Origin of the sequence: Mesorhizobium sp. WSM4976 (assembly GCF_029625685.1) — a bacterium.
In the GTDB taxonomy this organism is placed as follows: domain Bacteria; phylum Pseudomonadota; class Alphaproteobacteria; order Rhizobiales; family Rhizobiaceae; genus Mesorhizobium.
Map to the genome: position 1 here is coordinate 1 of NZ_JARTVT010000060.1, position 11,444 is coordinate 11,444.

Sequence of the window (11,444 nt, forward strand, 5' to 3'; positions counted from 1 at the left end):
CTGCGTGACCTTGCCAACGAGCGAAGACGCTTCGGCTATCGGCGGTTGTTCATCCTGCTGCGGCGGGAGGGCGAGCCTGGTCTGGAGCCAGTCTGTCGTCCCGAGGGCGCCTGGGATCGAAGCCGGGGCCGAAGCATTGGCCGCACTCCAGTCGGTCGAACTGGTACCCGCGGCGCTCCGCGTACGACAGCATCGCCAGTTGACCGTGAAATAAACGAATAATGCGCAGCCACCACGTCAAGCTCGGCTTCCGGCAGAGCTCGCTCGCGGGGCGAAACCGGTGGCAAGCCTGGCACTTGCTCTGGAGCAACTGGCGAGAACGGTTTTCGGGTTCCAAATTCGCTCTTCCGATCACAACAAATTTTGAGGAAACGATCGACGCATATCGCGGAGGGTCGGTCGCCAACTTGGGTGCCCCCACAGTAACGTTAGGGGCGTGCCCGAAGCACTCAAATGGATCGCTTGCTCATGGTTAACCGGTGATTACTATCCACAACGTCACCTCGGCCTCGATTGACACCAGGGCCGGTCGTACTCCTAGCGGTAGACCCTCCCCGGCCACGGTGTTGCTATCCGGGATTGTAACCGGCGTAGGAAGGCGCGTGCGGATTTCGAGCAAAATGCCCCTCGCCCGCACAGATGATCCAAGCGTTGCCGCTGGAGACAGCGGCCACTCAACCATCAATTTGGCGGTCGGTTCGGTTTTCGGCGAGCAGGCATATCCGATAAATAGGCCGGGCTGGACCCAGCACAACGCCCATTCCAGAGGCGACCTGGTGTGCCTCGGGCGCCGCTTAGCCGATATTCTGCGTCGTGAAGGAATGGAGCAAACACAAGGAACCGGTGTTGGTTTTTGGCGTTGTTCGGGTCGCAGCTGCCGGCGTTGCCCGGTGCATTCTTTTATGAGGGGAAGCAAACGTGGCTGATAATCATGAGGAGCGCGTTGGAACCGCAAGCGGCGATGGTCATGTTGAAGATTCTGGAGAAGGGCGCGTATCAACGGGCAGCGAGGGGCTGGATGATATCTTAGGGGGCGGCTTTGACCCCGACCGAATGTATCTTTACGAGGGCCGCCCCGGTACCGGCAAGACGACGATGGCGCTTCAATTCCTGCTCGAGGGCGTAAGGCTCGGCGAACGCGTGCTCTATATAACGCTTTCGGAAAGCCAACGGGAACTCGCCTTGGTAGCCAAGCGGCATGGTTGGACCCTCGACGGGATCGACATTTTCGAACTGGTGCCGCCCGAAACGTCACTCGATCCCGACCGCGAACTGACGATCCTGCACCCCGCCGAAGTCGAACTGAGCGAAACCACGAAGTTGGTGTTTGACAAGGTTGCCGCCCTTGATCCCACACGCGTGGTGTTCGACAGCTTGTCGGAGCTGCGATTGCTGGCGCAGAACTCGCTGCGCTACCGGCGACAGGTCCTCGCCTTGAAGCATTTCTTCACAGCACGTCGCTGCACTGTCGTTTTGCTGGATGACCTTTCCTCTTCAGACAATGATCTGCAATTGCACTCGATATGCCATGGCGTAATCAACCTGGAACAACTCGCGTTGGACTACGGTGCCGAACGGCGTCGGATCAGGGTTGTAAAAATGCGAGGGATTCTGTTTCGAGGCGGATATCACGATTTCACGATCGTGAAAGGCGGTCTCAGAATCTTCCCTCGCCTGATAGCTGCGGAGCACCATAGGCAGTTTGTCGTCGAAGCGGCGCTGAGTGGGAATGCCGAACTCGACAAGTTGCTCGGCGGCGGGATCGAACGGGGAACCAACGCCTTGTTCATCGGCTCCGCCGGCGTTGGAAAATCGTCGCTGGCCTTGACCTTTGCCCTGGCTGCAGCTCAGCGGGGTGAGCACGCCGTGTACTTCGCTTTCGACGAGGGCCGCGGCACGATTGAAGCACGGGCACAGACATTGGGTATGCCGCTCGATCAGGCGCTCAACGATGGAACGATAAGGCTCCAGCAGATCGATCCGGCTGAGCTTTCCCCCGGAGAATTCGCCGCCGGGGTGCGCGAGAGTGTCGAGCGGGACAAGGCCAGAGTTGTCGTCATTGACAGCCTGAACGGCTACCTGAACGCCATGCCTGACGAGCGTTTCTTGATCCTCCAGATGCATGAGTTGCTCAGCTATCTCGGACAGCAAGGCGTGACCACTATTCTCATCCTTGCACAGCATGGGCTCGTTGGCCCCATGGATACCCCTCTCGACATCAGCTATCTGAGCGACGCCGTGCTCATGCTGCGCTACTTTGAATTCGGCGGCTCGGTCCGGCGCGCGCTTTCGGTGGTGAAGAAGCGCAGCGGTAATCACGAGCATACGATCCGGGAATTCCAGCTCACGCCAACGGGCATTGCGCTGGGTCCGCCGCTCACGCAGTTCTCCGGAGTCTTCTCGGGCACGCCGACCTATACCAGCGACAAAGAACTGCCAATGGTGCACGGTGCCAACGATTAGGCGTGAAATGGACAGCGGCGCGGTTCTTGTCCTTGCCCCGATCGGCCGAGATGGGCCAGCGGCGGTCGAGGTTTTGTCGCGCATCGGAGTTTCGGGGATCATTTGCGCCGATTGTGGCGCATTAGTCGACCGACTTGGCCCGCATTGTCTTGCCGTCATCGCCGCAGAAGAAGGTCTCTATGGCCGCGATCTCGGCGACTTGATCCGCTGGATCAAGGATCAGCCGGTCTGGTCGGACCTTCCTTTTATCATTCTCTCAAGTCACCTACCCCATCAAAGGGTCACAGCATGGCGGGCCGAGCTTGTTTCGTCGCTCGGAAATGTCACGCTGCTAGAGAGGCCAGTCGAGTCCATTACGCTTACCAGCTCGACTAGGGCAGCGATGCGTGCCCGTCAGCGCCAATACGAGCTCAGAGGGTTGTTAGCCGAGCTGGAGCAGGGAAATGAGCGCTTCCGCCTAATCGTCGAGAATGCCCGGGATTATACAATCATATTAAGTGACCCCGACGATCGTATCGTCGATTGGTTGCCAGGCGCTGCCTCGGTTTTCGGCTGGAGCGCAGACGAAATGCTGGGCAAGCCCACCTCCTCGATCTTCACACCCGAAGATCAGGCACACGGGGTGCCGGAGCAAGAACTCAGTCGGGCGCGCTCAGATGGTGTGGCTCCCAATGTCCGTTGGCATAAAACCAAAGACGGTGGCCGGGTTTTCCTTGACGGCCAGACGGTTGCACTTCGCAATGATGATGGAACCATTCGCGGCTTCATGAAGATCGGCAAGGACATCACCGAGCGCAAGCGCAACGAAGAGCGCCAAGCCGTCCTGACAGCTGAGTTACAGCATCGGGTCCGCAACGTTCTTGCGACTGTCGCTTCGCTCGTAAAAAGGGGCGATGCGACGGGCACTACCCAAGAGTTTCGTGAACGGCTGAGCGGGCGAATTGCCGCCATGGCGCGCACTCAGACTCTGTTAACGCGCGGAGCCGGAGAAGGTGTGGAACTGGATGGCATCATCCGTGATGAACTCCTGGCGCAAGCCGCCGATGCGGCCCGGGTTTCCGTCGATGGGCCTTCCGTCATCCTGATGCCAAAGGCAGCTGAGGTCCTAACATTGGCAATTCACGAATTGACAACCAATGCTGCCAAGTACGGCGCCATTGGCGCGCCGCAGGGCAAAGTCATCGTCCACTGGGGGCGGCAACCGCGGCAAGGCCAAGATTGGCTGGAACTCACGTGGCAAGAAAGCGGCGTCGAAATATCGCCGGGTCGCCAGATGCGCAAAGGATTCGGCACTGAGCTAATCACGCGCCGCGTGCCATTCGAGCTCAAAGGTATAGGCGAGATGCAGCTTACCGAAACCGGGCTGTTGTGCCGCATTTCTTTTCCTCTACAGCCGAGCGAAAGCGTGCTGCAGACCGACGTGCCCGCGGAGCGCGGCGAGGAAAACAGGAGGAGCTCATGAGCTTCGGCCTACACGGCCGAGCAGTGTTGGTGGTCGAGGACGACTTCTACCTTGCCGATGACACTCGACAGATGCTCGAAGACGCCGGGGCCGCAATCCTGGGTCCCGTCAGTGCAGCCGACGAGGCTCTCTCGCTGCTGGAGCTTCAAAGGCCGGACTACGCCGTGGTCGACGTTAACCTTGGCGCTGGTCCGAGCTTCGGGCTGGCCTCCGCTCTCCAGGCACGGGGGATACCTTTTGTCTTTCTTACCGGCTATGACCGCGACATCGTTCCGGCCCAGTTCAGGGGCGTTCCCTGCCTGCCAAAGCCGGTAGACCCTGAGAAAGTGCTTGTCGCTCTTTCGACTCTCGAAATCGGTGTTCGAAATCCCCCCGGGAGATAGCGATGACTCGGGTCGCGACGTTCAACGTCAACGGCGTCAACGGCCGCCTACTGGTCTGCTGAAGTGGCTTGGCGAGACTGACTGCGACGTGGTCTGCCTTCAGGAATTGAACGTCGGACGACAAATTTCGATCGAAGCAATCCTAAAACGACGGTTTCGGCGCGATCTGGCACGGCCAGAAATCCTATAACGGGGTGGCAATTCTGGCGAGGCGAAAAAGGTTTGATGCCGCCGGCGCGCTGGACTTGTGCATCTTGAACGTGATGTCGACGACCTGCCCCGGCGCCGTTGCGATCGAGAACATGTGCTCGTCCTTGACTGGCTGCACCACGTAAAAGCCGAACAGGCTGCCATCGCCGGCACAGTCATAGGTCTCGCGCGCATGCCTATCGATGTTCAAGGAGAGGTCTTACTCGACCAGCCCGATCTTCATGAGCATGCGCGCGGCCCTGTGGTCGATCGTAGACGAGCCCGCTGACGCCGGCGATGAGGTCGGCGCGACGCTTTTGCCAAACGATGATCCAGCCCCGGCGACGCCAGACATGAAGGTCTCGGTGTTTAATGTGAGGAATTTCTCCACACGTTCCAGGCTGTTGAGCGGGACGGCCTGAGATCAGGGATTCGGCCTGCCTCCCAAGCGTTTACGGACGAACGCGGATGACCGTCTTTCCGGTGTGTCGCTCCCTTGCGTTGAAGGTTGCAACGGCCTCGTCCAGGGCCGAAACCTTGCCGATGTTCGTCCGTAGACGTCCATCCCGCACCCGCTGGACGATCTCACCGAGATGGGCGCGATCGGCCTCGACGACGAAGTCGATCGCCACGCCGTCGGCGGGTCGAACATCGGTCGGTCCGACGACGGTCACAAGCGTTCCTCCGGCCCGGATCAAGGCTGCCGATCGCTTCTGGATATCGCCGCCGATGACGTCGAAAACCAGATCGACGCGGCCGATGTCCTCCAGAGTGTCGTTCCCAAGGTCGACGAATTCATTTGCACCGAAGTCGAGAGCCTTCTGCCGGTCGGCGCCGCGTCCGGTGCCGATGACATAGGCTCCGGCTTCCCGTGCGAGCTGCGCCACGATCGAACCGACGGCGCCGGCCGCGCCATGCGCGACAACGCTCTGTCCCGCCTGAAGGCGGCCGTGCTGGAACAGGCCCTGCCACGCGGTCAAGCCCGAGATCGGCAGGCTCGCGCCCACCGCGAAGTCGACGTCGCCAGGCAGCGGGGCAAGGTTGCGAGCTTCCATGGCGACGTACTCGGCGAGTGTGCCGTCGCGATGCCAGTCCGACAGGCCGAACACCCGCTGACCGATCGACAGTCCCGTGGTGCCATAACCAAGCGCGGTGACCACACCGGCCAGTTCATGGCCGAGGATTGATGGCGTGCGATCGCGGAAGGCCCGATCCGCCCAGGTCGAAGGCCACTCCAGTTCGGTATTGACGAATCCCGCAGCACAGACCTGGACGACGACGTCATTTAAGGCTGCCCGTGGTTTGGGCCGCTGCACCAGCTTCATTCCGGCTGTTCCCGCCGTCTGATCCGTAACAACGATTGCTTTCATGGAAATTGCCTCCTCACATATGTTTGTGGGCTTCCGGCTAAATTGCAGGCGTAACGCTTTCGGGTCCAGGCAGTTTGGCTATCGGCTCGGCGCCTTCGGTTTCGGCCTTGATGTCGAATTGCCATGCAACGGCGGCGGGCGCACCATAGTCAGTCGCCGTTGCATCATGCAGCTCATCTGTCGATGAAACGGCAACCGTCAGCCAACCGGCTGTTGTATCTCCTGGCTTCATCGTCGAGCTTGACCAGCTGCGGGCGCCAGACATAGCGCCACTCCTCCAACTTCTCTGGTTCCACCAACACAGTCGAACACCCGGCATTCCCAGTTTCCGACCGGCGTCGGATTACCGTGCAGCCGGCGCACAGGATCTAACTTGAGTGCCGAGGGTACGAGCGGTCGAGTCTCGTGCCGTAACCATCGACGGGAGAGCTCCTATCGTCGTCTCGGCCAAGGCGCCCGCCGGTCGGCGGCCATGGGAAAGCTCCGTTCAAGCCTGCCCCTTCTTCGCTTTCGCAAAGCCGCGGTCGGTTGCGATGAACCATTCAAGCATCGGTGCGATCAAGCGCGATGGATCGGCAGATGACCGACCGCTCTCCCGCGCAAGGATCTCTGCGTATCTCACCAAGTCGCGATGCAGGGGCGCCGGCAGTTCCACCGTAATCTTCACTGGCTTGTCGTCGGCAATCGATGCGAGTTTTAACTTGGCCATGTCAGGTTCCGTATGGTTCAAGGGCAAGGTCGCGGGTGACGAGGACGCGAACGGGAAACCCAGGCCGGATCGTGAGCGTCGGCGCGATAGCGAGTTGGCGCTGAACGACCCGTGGGCCTACCTGGCTGACACCATCGGAAGCGCCGCTTCGCAGGGCACGCATGATATCGCTGTCCCGATCGGAAGTACCGGCTTGCGCGCCAACGCTCAAAACGGTTGACAACGCCGCGGCCTTGAACAACTCGCCCCAGTGATAGTCGACGGCGTCCTCCAGGCCGGCATAGCCCTGAGCGTCCGCGCCAGGCAGCCGCTCCAGCACGATGGAGCGTCCGTCGGGAAGGATCAGCCTGTTCCAGACAAGCAGCACGCGGCGCTGCCCGGAATCGATCCCGCTATCGTACTGCCCAACCATACGAGTGCCTTGTGGGATGAGCAGCCAGCGGCCGGTGGGACTGTCATATACATTTTCGGTCACCTGAGCGCTGATCTGCCCGGGAAGGTCCGACCGGATGCCCGTAATGAGCGCGGCCGGGATTACGGCACCGGCTTGAAGCACATAGGGGGACGCAGGAGGCGTGATGCGATCCGGGGCCAACGTCCGCCGGTCCGCAGCCGCGGACAGGAAGGAAAGCTGGCGATCCTGCGCATTTGGCGCAACGTTCTGACTGGCGAGATCGCTAACGGAAGGGGCGGACGCCTCGGCGGTCCTGGGATCTCCTTGTTCAGTCTGGAAGAAGACCCGCGAGGTTCTGGCCGCTTCCTCTTCGGCTCGCCGGCGCTGCTCGGCTTCGTCAATCGCCGGGCTTGTGATTGAGGGGGCAAGACGGCCTGCCCCTTGTTCTGAGCATCGAGGATTGGCCTGCCGAGATCGCCAGGCAGCGGCGGCCCAAGGATCGGGCCGGCGTAGTCGCGCGGCAGTCTTGCCAGTCCGTCCGCCGGCGGCCGATTGGAGGTAGGATAGAGCTCCTCGCCCTGCTTGAATGTGCTGGCGTCCTGCAGAGCATAAATCAGCGCGCCGCCTATACCGGCGAGGCGACAAAGCCGACGCCTGCGAGCATTTTGCGCGACAGACGCGTGACACGCGGCGGATCGGCGCGAAGCCGCATGGTTTCGACGGCCATATTCTTCTCGTTCATGGCTGCAGCGCTCCCCTGCGCATCGTGTTCGGCAGCGTCGACGCGGCGCTGTCGCCCGGGCCCCGCCGGAACCCATCGGTTCTCCTGTCGACGCGCACGATCCTGACCATCTGCTGCCGCTTGCCAGCGCCAAGACGCAGTTCGGCCGCGCCAAAAAGGCGGTCGACGACGAGAATGTTTTGATGGACGCGGCTGTTGGTGATTTCAGCCTCGCCGTCCGGACCGATGATGAAAATCGGCGGCATCTCGCCTTGCACGATGCCGGGCGGAAACTCGACCATGACGGCGCGATAGAACCAGTCGGGCAGGATCAGTTCGAGGCCCAGCGGGGGGCCGTCTTGACGCGAGCGCTCCTGCCATTCATTGATCCACGAGAAGCGATGGCGACGGCCTTCCGCGGGTTGGCGGATGGAGGTGACCACACTCGTCGACTGCAAACGGTCGAGCGCCGCCTTGAGGCGCAGTAGTCTCGCTTGGAGACGCCGCGGCCGATGAAGGTGAGCATCTGTATGGCGTCGCAGCCATCAGGCGCGATGTGCGCAACCCGGCGTCCCGCGCGCTGACGATCTGGCTCGCGGCCCAGAGGGATATCGGCATCCCAGATCGTCGCCATGCCGTGATCGGGCATCGCTTCGACACGGATCGCCACATCGCCGGCGCGAAAGTCGATCGGCGCGATGCGCCGGGTTTTGGCGAGGGAGAAGAAGGGATAGGCCATGAGGTCTCGCGCATCGCGTGGCGCGACCACGCCGGGCAGCGCCTGGAACAGGTCGAGCTGTTCGCGCTCCAACGGTTGACGTGGTCGTGCCGACAAGGGGGAAATCAGCGGGCTCAGCGCCTTTCGCGCCCGGCATAGAGGATCAGGCGGGCGGCCTGAGGCTTGGCTGGCAGCACCGAGCCATGCGGATCGGATGTCGATGTCATCGCGCCCCGCTGGACCCAGAGCTGGAGGTCGGCGACGGCGTAGACGACGCGGCCGCCAAGTTTGCGATAGGCAGACCCGGTGCCGTAGGTGCGATGTTTCTCAAGCGTACGCGCCGAGAGACTGAGGAAATGCGCTGCTTCAGAAGTGCGCAGGTAGCGCGGCGGCAGTGGCGCGGCGTCGGCGTTCATGGGGTGTCTCCTTCCGGCCGTTGCGGTTGAACGGCGATGGGTGGCCAGGATGGAGGAGCAAGGGCACCGTGATCAGGTGCGCAATTGACGGGTGCTATTTCGCACCGCGAGGCCGTCGGGAGTGGCACAGGCGCGTGCATCAATCGGCGGTAGGCCCGCTCGACCATCTCCGCGCCATCGCGCATCAAGCAGCGCATCTCGTAAATGGAACCTCGGTCAGATACACCGGCACCACGGAAGGTTTTGCGCCATCAGGAGACGCCCCGCCCGGTGCCGGGCGAGGCGCTTCTAGGTCACTCGCCGTTACGGCGGCTGGGGCGGGACCAGATGAGGCTGTGACCCTCGCCTTCCTCGTCGGCGAAGAGGTTGGCGTAGATCGGAGCGGTGAAGCTCGGGTCGTCCAGCTTGAGCCCGAGATAGTCGCGGCCCTCATTGGAGCGCTTGGACCAGGCGGCGCCGATCTCGGCCTTGCCGACCACCACGCGGTGGCTTGGAGCGTTCTCGCCGCTAGCCCGGCTGTCGGGGAGGATGCGCACGCTCTTGGCCTGGACGCTGAGGGTGACGATCTCGCCGGTGAACTCGTTCGCATTGGTCTTCTTGAAAGTGCCGATCGTAGCCATTTTCAGTCTCCGTTATCCGTTTCCGAGCCCGCACCATGCGGCCTCGATGGCGATCGTGAGGCCGAAGGCGACCGGCGCCGCATCGCTTGCGACCGCAGCAACGCGCAGGATGGCGCAGGCGCGCGTTTCTTGGTTGCGCGAGGAATGGGCTTTGCCCAGGGGAAGAAACTCGCAACGCACCATTGCGGCATAGGCGGTCGAGGCTTCAGCCGTCCTTCGGCCAGATCAGCCGGTTCGAGAGGTCGTTGGTGCGCTCTGTGAAATGCATGACAGGGACGATGAGACCATCTGCGACTAAAAGAGATGGTGCGGACCGTTTCGCCGGTGGTGATGTTACCGGGGCTCGACGTATGCAGCATCAGAGCCTGGATCCATTTGGCGATCGCGGATGGGATCGACCTCGTCTCGCGTGCAGGACTGGGTAATGCCGTTGCTGACTGCGATCGGATCTGGTCCAGACACGCTCTCCAAATACCGGCTTTGGCTATTGAGCGGCCGTATATTGCGGAGGTCTCGTTGCGGCCGATAACGGAACGCCCTTTTTCGGACAATTAGGCTAGACCACGGCAGTTATAATCCTGTCCGCAGGTCCGGTCACACGACTCGTTGGTGATGGGGGCGGTAAACCGGTGAAGGTTCTGCATGAGCCTTCAGTCTGGCACCGGTTGCGACCATCGGCCTCCTCCCGGAACGAAAGGCAGTTCCTTCCGTTGGATGAATTGACGTTGGCAGCTGCCGACGTCAATCGACCAGGCAACAGGAGGAATTCACAATGGTCCGCAAGATACTAGCGACGGCGGCGACGGCAGCTCTCATGGCGACGGCGCTCTGCACGGCGGGTGCTCACGCCGCAAATACCAGCAACCCCGCTACCCAGACGGAGGTTGTTGCCCCGGTCACCGGTGGGAAGCTGGTCTCCAAGATCATGGGAGCCGCAGTCTATAATAGCACCGCCGACGACGCGACGAAGATAGGCGACGTCAATGACATCGTCCTGGACAAGGACGGGAACGCCAAGCTCGTCGTCATTGGCGTCGGCGGATTCCTTGGCGTGGGGGAAAAGAACGTGGCCTATGATTTCAGCAAGCTTGAATGGGTCAACAAGAAGGGCGATCGCTGGTTAGTCGCAAAGACGACGAAGGATGAGCTCGAAGCTCAACCCAACTTCGATACGAAGGCTTATGATACCGCGGCAGCACCCACGGCGCAGACGACTAACAGCCAAGCGGCTAGCGGTAAAACCGATACGACCTCAACAGCCTCGATCGACAAGTCGTCCCTGACCGAAATGCCGTCAGACAAAATCAGCGCGGCAAATCTGATCGGAACCAACGTCTATGGCGCAGATGATGCGAAGGTCGGCGAGATCGGCGACGTCATCCTGACTGGCGACAAGAAAGTCGATGCAATAATCGTCGATGTAGGCGGCTTTCTGGGCATTGGCGAAAAGAAGGTCGCCGTCGGTATGGAGAACCTCAAGTTCATGACCGACAAGAACGGTAACCGTTACCTCTATACGAACTTCACCAAGGACCAGTTGGAGGCGCAGACTGCCTACGACAAGGCCACTTACGCCCAAAACCGGGACAAGCAGCGCATCATCGTCAACAAGTAACACTCATCGCTAAGCGCTCGCCCGTGTGGCGGGCGCTGCGACTGGAAAACGCAGGAGCGGACTTGAAATTAGCCGACGAGGTCCGTCACAGCTCTGAAGATATCGGCGACCTCGTCCTGTCTGATGTCGTTTCTGCGCTTCATCGACGAGTTAAGGTCAGCCACGAGTTCGATATTCCCTACATTGCTGGGTACAGCAGGGATGCAACGACGATTTACATCGACCGACATCTGCCGCGCACCATCAGGTGGAGAGGCAAGGACGTGCGGCTCGAACCATTTCTGGTGTGCCACGAAATTGTTGAAAATGGCCTGCTGCCGGTTTTTCGGACACCAGGTTAAGCTAGCATAGCTTGCTCCTCGAACTCGACGGGGCTCAGATAGC

At 61.1% G+C, this 11,444-nt stretch carries 11 protein-coding genes and 4 pseudogenes; 6 read left to right on the top strand and 9 right to left on the bottom strand.

Features of this window, described 5'->3' with window-relative positions:
* Positions 1-918: 918 nt before the first annotated feature.
* The 4 genes and pseudogenes from P9272_RS35055 to P9272_RS35070 form a co-directional block, all read left to right on the top strand.
* A complete protein-coding gene (locus P9272_RS35055) occupies positions 919-2,463 on the top strand; it encodes an ATPase domain-containing protein (protein WP_278164747.1) in 1,545 nt (514 codons plus the stop codon).
* A gap of 7 nt (positions 2,464-2,470) precedes the next feature.
* On the top strand, positions 2,471-3,925 hold the full coding sequence (locus P9272_RS35060; RefSeq protein ID WP_278164748.1) for a PAS domain S-box protein: 1,455 nt from the start codon (positions 2,471-2,473) through the stop codon (positions 3,923-3,925).
* On the top strand, positions 3,922-4,308 hold the full coding sequence (locus P9272_RS35065) for a response regulator (RefSeq protein WP_278164749.1): 387 nt from the start codon (positions 3,922-3,924) through the stop codon (positions 4,306-4,308). The genes P9272_RS35060 and P9272_RS35065 overlap by 4 nt, the downstream gene beginning before the upstream one ends.
* Positions 4,309-4,310: 2 nt before the next feature.
* A pseudogene (locus tag P9272_RS35070) lies at positions 4,311-4,526 on the top strand (endonuclease/exonuclease/phosphatase family protein); the annotation flags it as partial.
* Here the strand turns inward: P9272_RS35070 and P9272_RS35075 are convergent.
* From P9272_RS35075 to P9272_RS35115, 9 genes and pseudogenes are all read right to left on the bottom strand, one after another.
* Positions 4,493-4,708, bottom strand: a complete 216-nt coding sequence (locus P9272_RS35075) for a hypothetical protein (RefSeq protein ID WP_278164759.1) — start codon at positions 4,706-4,708, stop codon at positions 4,493-4,495. The pseudogene P9272_RS35070 and the gene P9272_RS35075 sit on opposite strands and share 34 nt — an antisense overlap.
* A 241-nt stretch (positions 4,709-4,949) precedes the next feature.
* On the bottom strand, positions 4,950-5,867 hold the full coding sequence (locus tag P9272_RS35080; RefSeq protein ID WP_278164750.1) for an NADP-dependent oxidoreductase: 918 nt from the start codon (positions 5,865-5,867) through the stop codon (positions 4,950-4,952).
* Between the two features lie 37 nt (positions 5,868-5,904).
* Positions 5,905-6,132, bottom strand: a complete 228-nt coding sequence (locus tag P9272_RS35085) for a hypothetical protein (protein ID WP_347404088.1) — start codon at positions 6,130-6,132, stop codon at positions 5,905-5,907.
* Between the two features lie 222 nt (positions 6,133-6,354).
* Positions 6,355-6,576 carry a DUF2274 domain-containing protein gene (locus P9272_RS35090; protein WP_278164752.1) on the bottom strand — a complete coding sequence of 74 codons (222 nt, stop codon included), beginning with the start codon at positions 6,574-6,576 and terminating at the stop codon, positions 6,355-6,357.
* 1 nt (position 6,577) lies between these two features.
* Positions 6,578-7,712 (bottom strand): annotated as a pseudogene (locus P9272_RS35095) (TrbI/VirB10 family protein).
* Positions 7,709-7,990 (bottom strand): annotated as a pseudogene (locus P9272_RS35100) (TrbG/VirB9 family P-type conjugative transfer protein); the annotation flags it as partial. The pseudogenes P9272_RS35100 and P9272_RS35095, both read right to left, overlap by 4 nt.
* A gap of 60 nt (positions 7,991-8,050) precedes the next feature.
* Positions 8,051-8,430, bottom strand: a pseudogene (locus tag P9272_RS35105) (replication initiator protein A); the annotation flags it as partial.
* Positions 8,431-8,543: 113 nt separating this feature from the next.
* Entirely contained in the window at positions 8,544-8,825 is a 282-nt protein-coding gene (locus P9272_RS35110) for a helix-turn-helix domain-containing protein (protein ID WP_278164754.1), read from the bottom strand.
* Between the two features lie 293 nt (positions 8,826-9,118).
* Positions 9,119-9,445 carry a DUF736 domain-containing protein gene (locus tag P9272_RS35115; RefSeq protein WP_278164756.1) on the bottom strand — a complete coding sequence of 109 codons (327 nt, stop codon included), beginning with the start codon at positions 9,443-9,445 and terminating at the stop codon, positions 9,119-9,121.
* Between the two features lie 772 nt (positions 9,446-10,217).
* On the opposite strand from P9272_RS35115, the gene P9272_RS35120 reads away from it, so the two are divergent.
* The gene (locus P9272_RS35120) at positions 10,218-11,060 is read left to right on the top strand and encodes a PRC-barrel domain-containing protein (RefSeq protein WP_347404089.1); all 843 of its coding nucleotides are present in this window, start codon (positions 10,218-10,220) and stop codon (positions 11,058-11,060) included.
* Between the two features lie 62 nt (positions 11,061-11,122).
* Positions 11,123-11,401: a hypothetical protein gene (locus P9272_RS35125; RefSeq protein WP_278164757.1), complete on the top strand. Its 279-nt coding sequence runs from the start codon at positions 11,123-11,125 to the stop codon at positions 11,399-11,401.
* Positions 11,402-11,444: the final 43 nt, after the last annotated feature.